The sequence below is a fragment of the Caballeronia sp. LZ028 genome (assembly GCF_031451415.1).
GTDB lineage: Bacteria > Pseudomonadota > Gammaproteobacteria > Burkholderiales > Burkholderiaceae > Caballeronia > Caballeronia zhejiangensis.
On sequence record NZ_JARUXN010000001.1, the window covers coordinates 639,700 to 655,164 of the forward strand.

Sequence of the window (15,465 nt, forward strand, 5' to 3'; positions counted from 1 at the left end):
ACGAAGCTGGCCGAATGGCCTAGGCAATCAGCCCTTCGAAAGCGCCTTCAACGCCAGCTTGATGCCCTCGGACACGCCCGTTCCGGCCGGCACGTTCTTGACCGCGGCGAGCGCTTCCTTCTCCGAATAGCCGAGCGCGAGCAGTGCGTTGAGAATGTCGGACGCGTGATCGGACTGCGAAACCGTGCCCGCGATCGCGCCGAGATCCGCGCCGAGCTTGCCTTTCAGTTCGAGCAGCAGGCGCTCCGCCGTCTTCTTGCCGATGCCCGGCACGCGCGTGAGGCGCGCGGCGTCCTGCGTCGTCACGGTTTGCGAGAGTTCGTGCACGCTCATGCCCGAAAGCACCGCGAGCGCCATGCGCGCGCCGATCCCGCTGATCTTCAGCAACTCGCGGAACGTCGAACGCTCCTGCGCGGTGAGAAAACCGTACAGCAGATGCGCGTCCTCGCGCACGATCAACTGCGTGAGCAGCACGACCTTCTCGCCGGCATTCGGCAGGTTGTAGAACGTGCTCATCGGCACGTCGATTTCGTAGCCGACGCCGTTGCAATCGACGAGCAAATGCGGCGGATTTTTTTCCAGCAGAACGCCGGCGATGCGACCGATCATGTTTGGTATTCGTAGAGGAAATTAGCCGATGAGACGACCGCGCCGCACGCGCAAGCCCTTCTTGGCCAGCCCCGGCGCGATGCCGCCCAGGGCCGCGAGGCCGGTGCCGCCGTGCGCGTGACAGATCGCCATGCCGAGCGCATCGGCGGCGTCGGTGCCGGGCACGCCGGAAAGCGACAGCAGACGCACGACCATCTGCTGCATCTGTTCCTTGGTCGCGCGTCCGTAGCCGACGACCGCCTGCTTCAGTTGCAGCGCCGTGTATTCGGCAACCGGCACGCCGCTCGCGACGAGCCCGCAGATGGCCGCGCCGCGCGCCTGCCCGAGGAGCAGCGTCGACTGCGGATTCACGTTGACGAAGACTTTTTCGATCGCCGCCTGATCCGGATTGTGCTGCGCGATGAGCGTCGAGATGCCGCTGAAAATGGTGTTGAGGCGCGAAGGCAGATCCGCCTCGGCCGTCTTGATGACGCCGCTCGTCACGTAGTTGAGCGTGTGCCCCGTCTTCTCGATGATGCCGAAGCCCGTCACGCGCAGGCCGGGGTCGATGCCAAGGATTCTCATTCGTTCGCGTTTCGCGGCTCGTTGAAACTAAAAAGGCCTGTTTGCGCCGTTCGAAGCGCAAACAGGCCAATCTTAAATGAAGCGGCCGCGATCAATGGCGGAAATGACGCGTGCCCGTGAAAATCATCGTGATGTTGTGCTCGTCGGCGGCGGCGATCACTTCGTCATCGCGCATCGATCCGCCTGGCTGGATCACGCAGGTGGCGCCCGCGTTCACGACGACATCGAGGCCGTCGCGGAACGGGAAGAACGCATCCGATGCCACCGCCGAGCCGTTCAACGTCAGACCGGCGTTCTGCGCCTTGATGCCCGCGATGCGCGCCGAATCCACGCGGCTCATCTGGCCTGCGCCGACGCCCATCGTCATGCCGTTCGCGCAAAACACGATCGCGTTCGACTTCACGAACTTCGCGACGCGCCACGCGAACATCAGATCGTCCATTTCCTTCGGCGTCGGATGACGCTTCGTCACGACGCGCAATTCGTGCGGCTGCACGTTCTTCGCATCGAGCGATTGCACGAGCAGACCGCCGCCGACGCGCTTCAGATCGAACGCGTTGTGGCCGTCGCCGAGCGCGATCTGCAAGAGACGCACGTTCTGCTTCGCCGCGAACACGGCGCGCGCCGCCTCGCTGAACGACGGCGCGATCAGCACTTCGACGAACTGCTTCGCGACAGCCTGCGCCGCCGCTTCGTCCACTTCACGATTGAACGCGATGATGCCGCCGAACGCCGAAGTCGGGTCCGTCTGGAACGCCTTCGAATACGCTTCGGCCGCATTCGCGCCGAGCGCCACGCCGCACGGATTCGCGTGCTTGATGATGACGCACGCCGGCGCGTCGAACGTCTTCACGCACTCCCACGCGGCGTCCGAATCGGCGATGTTGTTGTACGACAGTTCCTTGCCCTGCAACTGCTCGTAGTTCGCGAGCGCGCCGGCCGGCACGCTCAGATCGCGATAAAAGGCCGCGTTCTGATGGGGATTCTCGCCGTAACGCAAATCCTGCACTTTCTCGAACGCGAGGTTGAACGTCGCCGGATACGTATTGCGGCTCGAATGCTGCAGCTCTTCGGTCAGGCTCGTCAGATAGTTCGTGATCGCGCCGTCGTACTGCGCGGTGTGCGCGAAGACTTTCGTCGCGAGACGGAAATTCGTCTTGTAGCCGACGTTGTTGCCGTTTGCGCGCATCTCGTCGAGGACGGCGGAGTAATCGGCCGGATCGACGACGACCGTCACGTCGCGATGATTCTTCGCCGCCGAGCGCAGCATCGTCGGACCGCCGATGTCGATGTTCTCGATCGCGTCTTCCAGCGAGCACTCTTCCTTCGAGACCGTCTGCACGAACGGATACAGATTCACCACCAGCAGATCGATGGTCGGAATGTCGTGCTTTTCCAGCGCGGCCATGTGCTCGGGCAGGTCGCGGCGCGCGAGAATGCCGCCGTGAACCTTCGGATGCAGCGTCTTCACGCGCCCGTCGAGCATTTCCGGAAAGCCGGTGTAATCGGCGACTTCGGTCACGGGCAGGCCCGCGTCGGCGAGCAGTTTCGCCGTGCCGCCGGTCGAGAGGAGCTTGACGCCAAGCGCCGACAGCGATTTGGCGAAATCGACGATGCCGGATTTGTCGGAAACGGAGAGGAGCGCTTGCTTGATCATGATGAACACTGAAACCGAAAAGGGAAACCAGGCCGGACCAAGGCGCGCGCCTCAGTCCGATGAATCAAATCAATCCGTGCTGCTGAAGCTTCTTGCGTAAGGTGTTGCGGTTGATGCCGAGATACTCGGCCGCGAGCGATTGGTTTCCGCCCGCCTGCTCGAGCACCACTTCGAGCATCGGTTTTTCCACGCACGAAATCACCATGTCGTACACGTCGTGCGGGTTGGAGCCGTCCAGGTCCTGAAAATAGTTGTCGAGGCTCTGGCGGACGCATTGTTCGATGTTATGTCTGCTCATGCGGCAATCAGTCGGTCTGTCGTGTTGTTGAGCCCGCCGCACGATTCTTCCCCGTCCGCGTCCTCGGCGTCACCGGCCTCGTCCACATAGACGAGACGGTCCGACAACGCCTTTTGCGCGTCAAAGAATTCGTTGACAGCGAGCAATTGTTCTTTGGTCGTGTCCAGCGTATTCATCCGGTGCCGGAAGGTGTTGGCGCCGGAAAGGCCGCGAGTGTACCAGCCGATATGCTTGCGCGCAGTCCGAACGCCCGTGAATTCCCCATAAAAGGCGTAGTGATCTTCGAGGTGCTCGTTCATCACCTGCTGGATCTCGTCGATGCGCGGCGGCGGCAGGCGCTCGCCGGTATTCAGAAAGTGTTCGATCTCGCGAAAGAGCCACGGACGGCCCTGCGCCGCGCGGCCGATCATGATGGCGTCGGCGTGCGTGGCGGCGAGCACGTCGCGGGCTTTTTCGGGCGTGGTGATGTCGCCGTTCGCGACCACCGGAATCTCCACCGACGCCTTCACTGCCGCGATGGTTTCGTACTCCGCGTCGCCCTTGTAGAGATCGGCGCGCGTGCGGCCGTGGACGGTGAGCATCGAAATGCCGGCTTCCTGCGCGATCCGCGCGATGGTCAGCGCGTTCTTGTTCTCGCGATTCCAGCCCGTGCGAATCTTGAGCGTGACCGGCACCGCGTCCGGCCCCACGCCGACCGCCTGGACGACGGCCTCCACGATGCGCGCGACCAGCGGCTCGTTCTGCAGCAGCGCGGAACCCGCGGCCACGTTGCAGACCTTCTTCGCCGGGCAGCCCATATTGATGTCGATGATCTGCGCGCCGTTCGCGACGTTGTGGCGCGCGGCCTCGGCGAGCATCTGCGGATCCGCGCCCGCGATCTGCACGGAAATCGGCTCGACCTCGCCCGCATGGTTGGCGCGGCGCATGGTCTTCTCGCTCTTCCACAACTGCGCGTTCGACGCGACCATCTCCGACACCGCGTAGCCCGCGCCCATGCGCTTGCAGAGCTGCCGGAACGGGCGGTCGGTGACGCCTGCCATCGGTGCGACGAACAGGTTATTGCGCAGGACGTGTGAACCGATTGTGGGCATGAAGGCTAAACGATCCGCGCTGTCGGTGCCGGCGAGAAGCCGCGTCAGGCGGATGCAACGTTGCTGAAGGGAAACAGCTATTTTAACGCGAAGAGCGTGCTGAAATTAAGAGCAATCGCGTGCAAGTCATTAAATCTTCTATGAAAGAACGGCCGGCCATAGAGGATAAGTTCCCGGACTTCGCCTGGACGATTGCCCTTTTTTCGTGCTCGATCAGCGCCTTTGACCGAACATCATCTGACGGGCGAGGGCCGTTTTTACCGGCGGAAGGAATTCGAGAGCGGTCAGCGCGAGGCCGCGCATCGCCGCAAACGGCGGGAAATCGACCGTGAAGATGCGCGCGAGCGTATCGGTGGCGCCGATCGTCAGGCGCCGGTCCAGCGCACGGCGCTGCGCGAAACGGGCGAGCGCGAGCGGCCGGGGGCCGTCGGCGGACAGCGCGTGGGTGAGCGCGAGCGCGTCGCGCAGGCCGAGATTCAGGCCCTGTCCGGCAACCGGATGCAGCGTCTGCGCGGCATTGCCGATCGCGACGGTGCGCCGGTCGACGAGCACGTCGAGCGCGGTCAGCCCGAGCGGAAACGCCGCGCGTGACGCGATGCGCGTGAAACGGCCCATGCGCGTGCCGAACGCAGCGCCGAGTTCGGCGAGGAAAGTGTCGTCGTCGAGCTGCATGCGGCGCGCGGCTTCGTCGGGCGAGCAGCACCAAACGAGCGAATAATCCGCGTGACGCTGGCCGCCGCACGGCAAAAGCGCGATCGGCCCTTCCGGCGTGAAGCGCTCCCACGCGACATTCGCGCGCGGATCGGACACGCTTACCGTGCCCACGATGGCCGTTTGCCCGTAATCGCGCGCGCGGCGCTCATCGGATGACTCGCCTTTCTGATAAAGACCGCCTTCCGCGTTCACGAGCACTTTCACGCGGACGGAGCGCTCGCCTTGCGCCGATTGCAGCGGCAAGGTGACGCCGTCGTTGTCCTGCAGCGGCGCGAGCGCGGACGTGTCGGTGAGCCAGTCGACCTTCGTTGCGCGCACCGCATCGGCGAGCGCGCCGACGAGCGAACCGTAGCGCACCACGTAGCCCAGTTCGGGCAACTCGTGCTCGTCGTGCTCGATCAACGTGCGGCCGAAATGCCCGCGCTGCGAGACATGGATGCGGCGGATCGGCGTGGCATCGCCCGGAAAGCCGAGCGGCTGCAGCATCACGCGGCTTCCGTGCGAAAGCGCGAGCGCGCGCGGATCGTTGGCGGCGGCTGCGGGCGTGCGCGCGTCGATCAGCGCGATGGACAGCCGTGACGTCGCGCTGCGCCGGGCAAGCCAGCCGGCGAGCGCGAGCCCGACCGGCCCCGCGCCGACGATGGCGATGTCGTAATCGAAATGCGGTTCGATGCCTTGAACGTCGCTCATGGTCAATTTGCGTTTGATTCGCGCATCAGCGCTTCGATTTCGTCGGCGGCGACGGGCACTTCGCGCGTGAGCAACTCGCAGCCGTTTTCGGTGACGATGGCGTCGTCCTCGATGCGAATGCCGATATTCCAATATTGTTCCGGCACGTCTTCGGCGGCGCGCACGTAGAGACCCGGCTCGATCGTGAGCGCCATGCCGGGCGCGAGCGCGCGCCATGGTCGTGCGCCTTGCTCGTCGAGCGGGCCGTCGGCTTCGCGGTATTCGCCCGCGTCGTGCACGTCCATGCCGATCCAGTGTCCCGTGCGATGCATATAGAAGCGCGCGTAGGCACGTTGCGCGAGGACGTCGTCGACGCTGCCGAACTTCGCCTTGTCGAGGATGCCGGTATCGAGCAGGCCTTGCGACAGCACTTTCAACGCAGCCTGATGCGGCGCGTCGAAGCTGACGCCGGCGCGTGTGGCATCGATGGCCGCGGCTTGCGCGGCGAGCACGATTTCGTACAGTTCGCGCTGCGCCGGAGTGAAACGGCCGCTAGCGGGGAACGTGCGCGTGATGTCGGATGCGTAGCCGTCCAGTTCGCACGCGGCGTCGATGAGAATCAGGTCGCCGTCGCGCGCGATCGCGTTGCCAGCCGGATAGTGCAGCACGCAGGCGTTCGCGCCCGCCGCGACGATCGATCCATACGCCGGCGACTGCGCGCCGTGGCGGCGGAACGTGTACAGCAATTCGGCTTCGATTTCGTACTCGCGCATGCCCGGGCGGCACGCGCGCATCGCGCGACGGTGCGCTTCGGCGGAGATCGATGCCGCGCGGCGCATGATCGAGATTTCGTGCGCGTCTTTCACGAGCCGCATCTCGTCGAGAACCGGCAGCAGGTTCTCCGCGCGGGCGGGAGCGCGCACGCCGGTGCGGCTTTGCGCGCGCACGGCGGCGAGCCAGGCGCGCACCCGGGCATCCAGTTCCGCCGATGTGCCGAGCGCGTAGTGAAGCGCGGGCTTGTCGGCGATCAGGCGCGGCATCTCTTGGGCGATCGAATCGATGGCAAACGCGGCGTCGAAGCCGAAAGCGTCGCGCGCGGCGTCGGGGCCGAAGCGGAAGCCTTCCCAGGTTTCGCGCTCCGCGTTCTTCTCGCGACAAAAAAGCATCGACACGGGCTCGCCATCCTGCGCGCTCGCGTTCAGCACGAGCGTCGCTTCGGGTTCGTTGAAGCCCGTCAGATAGTAGAAGTAGCTGTCGTGACGGAAAGGGTAGTCCGTGTCGCGGTTGCGCAGGACTTCCGGCGCGGTCGGCACGATGGCGACGCCGCCGCCGCGTGCACGCAACGCGGCGAGCACGCGCTCGCGACGCGCACGGTAAATGTCGACGGCGATGGGGCTGGCGAGTTCGGTCGATGAGTTCATGCGCCGATTGTAGCGCCGGCTTCACGATGCGCGCACTCGGCCATTCGACATAGGCCAAAACGACGGCGACGCGTGAATTTGCCTATGCCATTCGGCCTAGTGGCGCGGCGAGTGACCGCGCCGCATACTCATTCGCCAGCGGGACGATTGCGCACGCTGCCCGCGATCAGATCGAAGCGAAACAGGCGGCATTCGAGCGCGCCGTTGAAAAGCGGCGTTTTCGTCGATTCGCGCAGCCGCAGCAAGCCCGGCAACTTGCGGTCGGACGTGAGCACGTAGGCGCGCCATCCCGGAAAGCGCTGTTTGAGCGCGTTGCCGAAGGAGACGAAGAACTCGGTGTCGGCCGGATCGGGTTGCGCGCGGGCGAAGGCGTCCTCGTCTTCGCGGCGGGAGCGCGCCGTATCGCGAATTTCGCCGCGCGGGCCGCGTCCGCGCACTTCGATACGCTCGCCGTACGGCGGATTCGCGATCAGAATGCCGGGCGCGTCGGTCGGCGGGACCATATTGCGGGCATCGACTTGCTTGAGCGAAAGGTCGGTGATGCCCGCGCGGGTCAGGTTCGCGCGCGCTTTTTCGAGCATGTCGCCGGAAATGTCGCTGCCGAAGATGCTCAACTCGGCTTGCGACGCACGCGCGGCGCGGCGTTGTTCGAGCGCGGCCGTCTTGAGCTTCTGCCACATGCCGGGATGGAACGGCTTCAGCTTTTCGAAGCCGAAGCGCCGATCGTTGCCCGGCGCGATGTTGAGCGCCGTTTGTGCGGCTTCGGCGAGGAACGTGCCGCTGCCGCACATCGGGTCGAAGAGCGGCGTGCCGGGCGTCCATCCGGTCAGGCGCAGAATGCCCGCGGCGAGATTCTCGCGCAGCGGCGCGGCGCCCTTGTCCAGGCGCCAGCCGCGTTTGAAGAGCGGCTCGCCGGAGGTATCGAGATAGAGCGTGCACTCGTTCAGCGTGAGGAACGCGAACACGCGGACGTCGGGCTGGGCGGTGTCGATGCTCGGGCGCGCGCCGGCCACGTCGCGCAGGCGATCGCAGACGGCGTCCTTCACGCGCAGCGTCGTGAATTCGAGGCTTTTCACCGGCGATTTGATTGCGGTGAGATCGACGCGCATCGTCTGGCTGGGCGTGAACCATTGCTCCCAGCGCTGACGATGCGTGAGTTCGTAGATGTCTTGCTCGTTGCGATAGGGGCCTTGCGCGACTTTGAGAAGCACGCGGCTCGCGATGCGCGAATGCAGATTCGCCGCCATGCCCGCGACCCAGCCGCCCCGAAAGTGCACGCCGCCGGGCACTTGCGTGCCGACGATCAGCGATCCGCCGCCGGAAAGGGGCGCGTCGGCCACGTGCCTTTCCCCGATCTCCGCCAACTCGGCGGCAAGCGGTGCTTCGAGACCGCGCGGGCAGGGGACGAACCAGTCGAAGAGGGGGGAGGCCATGTGGTGCTTGATTGAATGTTCAAAGAACGTATTGTACGCGGGCAAAGGGAGCCGGTCAGACCGTACAGGTCGGGCGGCGCGGCTTGGTTGAAGGGGGGCGGCGGTTTGCGGCCGGAAGCGGCTTCTTCTAAACAGCGCAAAAAATCATCGCAAATCGAGCAAGCGCACTCGGACGGGCGTTATGCTCCGAGTTGCTTTTCAAAGGTAATTGCGTGTGAACTACCCAGATCTTCGTCGTCGGGCGTCTGGCCCTTACCGCGATTCACGCGTTCATCGCGCTGCCGAACTACTGTTTGGCGGGATCGCGAAGGCGACGATGCTCCTCGCCCTTCTGTGTGTTGTGGCGCTGGCAATCGTAGGCGGTGAAGTGCCGGACGTTGTAAGCGGGTCCACGATCCGAAGGCGGCGCTGGATCTATGTGCTCTTGCTGGCGATCGGCGTCGCGCTCGGGGTTTTCGTTTGGCTGATTCTGCGCCGTTCACGTTGAGCGCTACGCTTCAGAAGCGCAAGTGGCGATCCGGACTTTGTCCGGATCGCCACGCGATGATGGAAATCAGCAGCGTGCCTAATCCACCGCCTTCATCATCTCCTCGACCACCTTCTTCGCGTCCCCGAACACCATCATCGTCTTGTCCATATAGAACAGTTCGTTGTCGAGGCCGGCGTAACCTGCCGCCATCGACCGTTTGTTCACGATGATCGTCCGAGCCTTGTACGCTTCGAGAATCGGCATCCCCGCGATCGGCGATTTCGGATCGGTCTTCGCGGCCGGGTTGACGACGTCGTTCGCGCCGAGCACGAGCACCACGTCCGTCTGACCGAACTCGCTATTGATGTCCTCCATCTCCTGAACCATCTCGTACGGCACTTCGGCTTCCGCCAGCAGCACGTTCATGTGCCCCGGCATCCGCCCCGCGACGGGGTGAATCGCGTACCGCACATCGATGCCTTTCTCGACGAGCTTGTCGGTCAGCTCCTTCAACGCGTGCTGCGCGCGCGCGACCGCGAGGCCGTAACCCGGCACGATCACCACGCTTTCCGCGTTGCCGAGCATGAACGCGGCGTCATCGGCGGAACCGGATTTGACGGGGCGCTGCTCCGTCGATCCGCCCGCCGCCGCACCGCCCGCCTCGCCGCCGAAGCCGCCGAGAATCACGTTGAAGAACGAGCGGTTCATTGCCTTGCACATGATGTACGACAGAATCGCACCCGACGAGCCGACGAGCGAGCCGGCGATGATCAGCATCGGATTGTTCAGCGAGAAGCCGATGCCCGCCGCCGCCCAGCCCGAGTACGAGTTCAGCATCGACACGACCACGGGCATGTCCGCGCCGCCGATCGGAATGATGATGAGCACGCCCAGCGCGAACGCGATGATCGTCATGATGATGAACGGCAGCCACGATTCGGTGAGCATGAAGATCACGCCGAAGCCGATCATCGCGATGGCGAGCAGCAGGTTGATCAGATGCTGTCCCGAGTACGTGACCGGCGCGCCCTGAAAGAGCCGGAACTTGTACTTGCCCGAGAGCTTCCCGAACGCGATGACCGAGCCCGAGAACGTGATCGCGCCGACAAACGTGCCGATGAACAACTCGACCCGATTGCCATACGGAATCGGCTCGCCTAGCGGTGCGAGCCCGAACGCGGCGGGCTCCGCCACGACACCATAGGCGATGCAGACAGCCGCGAGACCGATCAGCGAGTGCATCGCCGCGACGAGCTCGGGCATCTTCGTCATCTCGACTTTTGCCGCGATGTACGCGCCCGCGCCGCCGCCGATGATCAGCGCGACGAACAGCAGCGACAGCCCGAGCGCGAGATTCGCTTCGAGAAACGCGGCCTGCTTCACGATCAGCGCGAGCGTGGTGAGAATGGCGATCGCCATGCCCGCCATGCCGAACGTATTGCCGATGCGCGCGGTCTTCGGATTCGACAAGCCCTTCAACGCCTGAATGAAGCACACCGAGGCGATGAGATACAGGAGAGTAACGACGTTAAGGCTCATTTACGCGCCCTCCTTGCTCGTGATCTTCTTGGGCTCTTTCTTCTTGAACATCTCGAGCATTCGCCGTGTGACGAGAAAGCCGCCGAACACGTTCACGGCCGCGAGCAGCACCGCGAGCGTGCCGAAGAACTTGCCCGCCGCGCCGACCGTCAGGCCGACAGCCAGCATCGCGCCGACGATGACGATCGCCGAAATCGCGTTGGTCACGGCCATGAGCGGCGTATGCAGCGCGGGCGTGACGTTCCACACGACGTGGTAGCCGACGTAAATGGCCAGCACGAAGATGATGAGGTTGATCACCGTGTGATTGATGACATCCATGTGCGTCTCCGTTCAGGCCGTGGCGCGGGCGAGTTGTCCGTCGCGGCACTGGAGCGTGGCCGCGACGATATCGTCCGCGAGATCGATGTTGAGCGTGCCTTCCTTCGTCAGGATCAGTTTCAGGAAGTCCAGGAGATTGCGGGCATAGAGCGCGGAGGCATCGGCGCCGACCATCGAAGCGAGATTCGTGTGGCCGACGATATGCACGCCGTGCTTCATCACCACCGTGTCGACTTCGGTGAGCGGACAGTTGCCGCCTTTCCTGCCCTCGAACTCGGGACCGCGTCCGGCGGCGAGATCGACGATCACGCTGCCCGGCTTCATGTGCTTCACCGTTTCGACAGAAATCAGCGTCGGGGCGGGGCGGCCGGGAATCAGCGCCGTCGAGATGACGATGTCCGCCGCCTTCGCACGTTCGTGAACCTGCGCCGATTGACGCGCGAGCCAGCTTGCGGGCATCGGGCGCGCGTAGCCGCCCACGCCTTCCGCCGCTTCCCGTTCCTCATCGGTTTCAAACGGCACGTCGACGAACTTCGCGCCGAGCGATTCGATCTGCTCCTTCACCGCCGGACGCACATCGGATGCTTCGACGACCGCGCCCAGACGCTTGGCCGTCGCGATTGCCTGCAAGCCCGCGACGCCTGCGCCGAGCACGAGCACGCGCGCCGCTTTCACGGTGCCGGCGGCGGTCATCAGCATCGGCATGAAGCGCTGGTAATACTGGCAGGCCATCAGCACGGCCTTGTATCCGGCGATGTTCGCCTGCGAAGACAGCACGTCGAGACTCTGCGCGCGCGTCGTGCGTGGCGCGGCTTCGAGCGCGAACGCAGTGACGCCCGCCGACGCGAGCCGCGCGGTGTTCTCTGTATTGAAGGGATCGAGCATGCCGATGAGCACGGCGCCCGGCTTGAGCATCGCCAGTTCGCTTTCGCTCGGCGATTGCACCTTGAGGACGATCTCGGCGGAAAAGGCCGTGGCGGCATCGACAAGGTCCGCGCCTGCTTGCGCGAACGCATCGTCGATATAGCTTGCCGGCAAGCCCGCGCCGCTCTGGACAGAAACACGATGTCCTTGCGTGACGAGCTTTTTGACCGTTTCGGGCGTGGCGGCGACGCGCGCCTCGTTCGCCCGCGTTTCAGCAGGCACTCCAATGTGCATCTTGTAATCCTCCTGTCTTTGTTGCCTTTTTCGCCCGGGCAAGGCTTAGGAAGGCTTAAGGCTGAGTTTTATTTCAAATGCTGGAACTGACGGCTATCTCAACTGTAACCGAAGATTGCACGCGCAAGAATCCGATCCGGCACCCGTTCCGTTTTGCCACAGTCAGCGCTTTCCCTTAGTCCGCGTGCGCGAGATCTGTGCGAGGACGGTAAAATATCTCACCATGAAATCAGACACTTGGGCCCCCCACGTTACGGTGGCTGCCATCATCGAAAAGGATGGTCGTTTCCTCGTCATCGAGGAGCACACGTCGGCAGGGCTGCGAATCAACCAACCGGCCGGTCATCTCGAAGCGGGCGAAACGCTCGTCGATGCCGTGGTCCGCGAGGCGCTCGAAGAAACGGCGCATCGCTTCGAGCCGGAGGCAATCGTCGGCGCGTATATGACGCACTTCGCGCGGCCGGGGCGCGACGTCACGTATTTGCGTTTCACGTTTTGCGGCAAGTCGCTCGGCGAAGAAACAGGCCGCGCGCTCGACGAAGGCATCGTGCGCGCGATGTGGCTCAGCGCGGACGAATTGCGCGCATCGGTCGACCGGCATCGGACGCCGCTCGTGATGAAGTGTGTCGACGATTATTTATCCGGGCGGCGCGTCCCGCTCGATTTCATCCATACGCATTCGGTCGCGCCGGTGGTGCGGGCGTGATATCCCTATGAGCAAGAAACGAGTAGTGGTGGGCATGTCGGGCGGCGTGGATTCGTCCGTAACGGCATGGCTTCTGAAGGAACAGGGCTACGACGTCGTCGGCCTCTTCATGAAGAACTGGGAAGACGACGACGACGGCGAATACTGTTCGACCCGTCAGGACTGGATCGACGTCGTTTCCGTCGCGGATTTGATCGGCATCGACGTCGAAGCGGTCAACTTCGCCGCCGAATACAAGGACCGCGTGTTCGCCGAGTTTCTGCGCGAATATTCGGCCGGCCGCACGCCCAATCCGGACGTGCTTTGCAACGCCGAAATCAAGTTCAAGGCGTTCCTCGATCACGCGATGTCGCTCGGCGCGGAAACCATCGCGACGGGACATTACGCGCGCGTGCGCGAGCGCGATGGACTTTTCCAGTTGCTCAAGGCAACGGATTCGACGAAGGATCAGTCGTACTTTTTGCATCGATTGAATCAGGCGCAACTGTCGAAGACGCTCTTTCCGCTCGGCGAAATCCCGAAGACGAAAGTGCGCGAGATCGCCGCGCAAATCGGCCTGCCGAACGCCAAAAAGAAGGACTCGACCGGCATCTGCTTCATCGGCGAGCGGCCGTTCCGCGAATTCCTGAACCGCTATCTGCCGACAAAGCCCGGCCCCATGAAGACGGCCGAAGGCAAGATCGTCGGCGAGCATATCGGGCTTGCGTTCTACACATTCGGGCAGAGAAAGGGCATCGGCATCGGCGGCGCGAAAGACGGCAGCGGCGAACCGTGGTTCGTCGCGGGCAAGGACATGGCGTCGAACACGCTCTATGTCGTGCAGGGGCACGATCATCCGTGGCTGCTGTCGCCGACGCTCGTGGCCGGAAACACGAGCTGGGTCGCGGGTTTCGCGCCGAAAGAGGGCGCGGCGTGCGGCGCGAAGACGCGCTATCGGCAGCAGGATGCGGCGTGCCGCTTCGCCAACGCGGACGATGGCCGTTTCGCGCTTCATTTCGACGACGCACAGTGGGCCGTGACGCCGGGACAATCCGCCGTGCTGTATCAGGAAGACGTGTGTCTGGGTGGCGGAATCATCGAACACGCGGCGGCTGGGCACGAGTCGCCGCAAGTTGCGGCGCTCGCTGCGGCGCGTTGAGCATCGCCGGCGGCAAGCGAGCGATCAGCCCCGACTTCGGTCGGGGCTTTTTTCTATCGATCCGATAAAAACTTTTTTGAAACAGTCGCTTGATCGTCTATCTAGTAGTAGATAATTAACGCACACCGAATGCAGGGACAATTGCAGAGATACGCGAAATGGACAAGAACACGGTACGCGACGCTTTACTGGATCACGCTCAGACGCTGTTGATGACGCGCGGCTATAACGGCTTCAGTTTTCGCGATTTGTCCGAACTGGTCGGCGTGAAAACGTCGAGCATTCACTATTATTTCCCGACCAAGGAAGATCTCGCGCTCGAAGCGGTGAATGCGTATAGCGCCGACGTGATGTCGACGATCTACGCGATCGACAGCTCCGCCCCGGCCGACAAGAAACTCGACCGCTATACGAAGCTATTTGGAAGGATCATCGGCGACGGCAATCAGATTTGTCTGTGCGGCATGCTTGCGTCGGATATCGAGTCGCTGCCGGAGAAAGTACGGCACGCGGTGCAATCGTTCTACAAGGCGAATGAAACCTGGCTGGCGAAAGTTCTGGCCGAAGGCGAAGCGCAAGACACGCTCGACGCTGGCGGAAAGCCTGAAGCGGCGGCACGCACCTTGTATGCAGCGTTTCAGGGGAGTTTGCTTGCATGCCGCCTGTTTCAGACGCGGTCGCGGCTTGAAGAGGTCGCAGACGCATTTCGGCGGTAGATAAGCCTGTGGATAACCTTGTGAAAAACCCCTGAACTGGGCGTTCATTATCTACCGTTGAGTAGATAGATTTTGGCGGAATAGAGCATTTCTCTGACCCGATTCGTCGTTCGAACCATGTCGCCGCACGCGGACCGATGGTTTCAGGAAGAAAAGCGGTTTGGGAGAGAATCGGTCGATCGCGCCCTTCGCCGTTGATCTATCTAGCAGTAGATAATCTTCGATCCCACTTTGCGCTTCCGAGTGCGCCGGAAGCTCCCGCCGCGCGCGGGAGCTTGGTCCAAGAAAGGAATCAGACCGGCGCGGTATCCACGAACGACTGACGCTGCGAAATACGCGCGTAATACTTGTCGAGATTCGGATGTGCGTCGCGCCAGTTCAGATCGGGCATACGGAAATCGAGATAGCCCAGTGCGCAGCCGCAGGCGATATCCGCAAGCGTAAAGCGATTCGCCGAGCACCATTGCTTCGAGCCGATGCCGCGCGCCATCGCGCGCAAGCCGTCTTCGATCTTGTGACGTTGCCGCGCGATCCATTTGTCGCTGCGATGTTCCTCTTCGCGCAACACGCCTTCGAGACGGATCAGCACGGCGGCGTCGAGCATGCCGTCGGCGAGCGCTTCCCAGCAGCGCACTTCGGTGCGCTCGCGCCGCTCCTGCGGCAGCAGCTTGCCGACCGGCGTGAGCGTGTCCACGAACTCGCAGATGACGCGCGAATCGAATACCGCTTCGCCGTCGTCGAGAATGAGGCACGGCACTTTACCGAGCGGGTTGTAGTCGTGGATCTTCGAATCGGATGCCCAGACGTCTTCGAGCACCAGTTCGCAGTCGATCTTCTTTTCCGCCATGACGATCCGCACCTTGCGGACGAATGGGCTGGGGTGCGAACCGATCAGTTTCATCATCTAATTTTCACGTTGATTCGAAATGCGGGCGTCGACGATCTTAACCGGCGCGCGCGAA

General features: G+C 63.3%; 15 protein-coding genes. 3 read left to right on the top strand and 12 right to left on the bottom strand.

Annotated features, from left to right (window positions below; all coding sequences use genetic code 11):
- Positions 1 to 27: 27 nt before the first annotated feature.
- From ruvA to QCE58_RS03125, 11 genes are all read right to left on the bottom strand, one after another.
- The gene (gene ruvA, locus QCE58_RS03075; protein WP_008351554.1) at positions 28 to 609 is read right to left on the bottom strand and encodes a Holliday junction branch migration protein RuvA; all 582 of its coding nucleotides are present in this window, start codon (positions 607 to 609) and stop codon (positions 28 to 30) included.
- A 21-nt stretch (positions 610 to 630) separates the two neighbouring features.
- A complete protein-coding gene (gene ruvC / locus QCE58_RS03080; RefSeq protein ID WP_008351552.1) occupies positions 631 to 1,173 on the bottom strand; it encodes a crossover junction endodeoxyribonuclease RuvC in 543 nt (180 codons plus the stop codon).
- Between the two features lie 91 nt (positions 1,174 to 1,264).
- Positions 1,265 to 2,830: a bifunctional phosphoribosylaminoimidazolecarboxamide formyltransferase/IMP cyclohydrolase gene (gene purH / locus QCE58_RS03085; RefSeq protein WP_250518047.1), complete on the bottom strand. Its 1,566-nt coding sequence runs from the start codon at positions 2,828 to 2,830 to the stop codon at positions 1,265 to 1,267.
- A gap of 64 nt (positions 2,831 to 2,894) precedes the next feature.
- Positions 2,895 to 3,128 (bottom strand): Fis family transcriptional regulator, encoded by a 234-nt coding sequence (locus tag QCE58_RS03090; RefSeq protein WP_008351548.1) that lies wholly within the window; start codon positions 3,126 to 3,128, stop codon positions 2,895 to 2,897.
- On the bottom strand, positions 3,125 to 4,219 hold the full coding sequence (dusB, locus tag QCE58_RS03095; protein ID WP_250520917.1) for a tRNA dihydrouridine synthase DusB: 1,095 nt from the start codon (positions 4,217 to 4,219) through the stop codon (positions 3,125 to 3,127). The genes QCE58_RS03090 and dusB overlap by 4 nt, the downstream gene beginning before the upstream one ends.
- Before the next feature lie 213 nt (positions 4,220 to 4,432).
- Positions 4,433 to 5,623: a UbiH/UbiF/VisC/COQ6 family ubiquinone biosynthesis hydroxylase gene (locus QCE58_RS03100; protein ID WP_250520918.1), complete on the bottom strand. Its 1,191-nt coding sequence runs from the start codon at positions 5,621 to 5,623 to the stop codon at positions 4,433 to 4,435.
- A gap of 2 nt (positions 5,624 to 5,625) precedes the next feature.
- The gene (locus tag QCE58_RS03105; protein ID WP_250520919.1) at positions 5,626 to 7,023 is read right to left on the bottom strand and encodes an aminopeptidase P N-terminal domain-containing protein; all 1,398 of its coding nucleotides are present in this window, start codon (positions 7,021 to 7,023) and stop codon (positions 5,626 to 5,628) included.
- Positions 7,024 to 7,151: 128 nt separating this feature from the next.
- The gene (locus QCE58_RS03110) at positions 7,152 to 8,456 is read right to left on the bottom strand and encodes a class I SAM-dependent RNA methyltransferase (protein ID WP_033536536.1); all 1,305 of its coding nucleotides are present in this window, start codon (positions 8,454 to 8,456) and stop codon (positions 7,152 to 7,154) included.
- Positions 8,457 to 9,021: 565 nt separating this feature from the next.
- Positions 9,022 to 10,464 (bottom strand): NAD(P)(+) transhydrogenase (Re/Si-specific) subunit beta, encoded by a 1,443-nt coding sequence (locus tag QCE58_RS03115; RefSeq protein ID WP_008351540.1) that lies wholly within the window; start codon positions 10,462 to 10,464, stop codon positions 9,022 to 9,024.
- A complete protein-coding gene (locus tag QCE58_RS03120) occupies positions 10,465 to 10,785 on the bottom strand; it encodes an NAD(P) transhydrogenase subunit alpha (RefSeq protein ID WP_008351539.1) in 321 nt (106 codons plus the stop codon).
- 12 nt (positions 10,786 to 10,797) lie between these two features.
- Positions 10,798 to 11,943, bottom strand: a complete 1,146-nt coding sequence (locus tag QCE58_RS03125; RefSeq protein ID WP_250520925.1) for a Re/Si-specific NAD(P)(+) transhydrogenase subunit alpha — start codon at positions 11,941 to 11,943, stop codon at positions 10,798 to 10,800.
- A 223-nt stretch (positions 11,944 to 12,166) separates the two neighbouring features.
- Here QCE58_RS03125 and QCE58_RS03130 point away from each other — a divergent pair, with 223 nt between their 5' ends.
- The 3 genes from QCE58_RS03130 to QCE58_RS03140 all read left to right on the top strand — a co-directional run bounded on the left by QCE58_RS03130 (position 12,167) and on the right by QCE58_RS03140 (position 14,503).
- Positions 12,167 to 12,649: an NUDIX hydrolase gene (locus tag QCE58_RS03130; protein WP_250433670.1), complete on the top strand. Its 483-nt coding sequence runs from the start codon at positions 12,167 to 12,169 to the stop codon at positions 12,647 to 12,649.
- Between the two features lie 7 nt (positions 12,650 to 12,656).
- Positions 12,657 to 13,787 carry a tRNA 2-thiouridine(34) synthase MnmA gene (gene mnmA, locus QCE58_RS03135; protein ID WP_250501709.1) on the top strand — a complete coding sequence of 377 codons (1,131 nt, stop codon included), beginning with the start codon at positions 12,657 to 12,659 and terminating at the stop codon, positions 13,785 to 13,787.
- Positions 13,788 to 13,945: 158 nt separating this feature from the next.
- On the top strand, positions 13,946 to 14,503 hold the full coding sequence (locus tag QCE58_RS03140) for a TetR/AcrR family transcriptional regulator (protein WP_034470623.1): 558 nt from the start codon (positions 13,946 to 13,948) through the stop codon (positions 14,501 to 14,503).
- Between the two features lie 292 nt (positions 14,504 to 14,795).
- Here QCE58_RS03140 and QCE58_RS03145 read toward each other — a convergent pair whose 3' ends face one another.
- Positions 14,796 to 15,407: a glutathione S-transferase C-terminal domain-containing protein gene (locus QCE58_RS03145; protein ID WP_174447708.1), complete on the bottom strand. Its 612-nt coding sequence runs from the start codon at positions 15,405 to 15,407 to the stop codon at positions 14,796 to 14,798.
- Positions 15,408 to 15,465 lie beyond the last annotated feature (58 nt).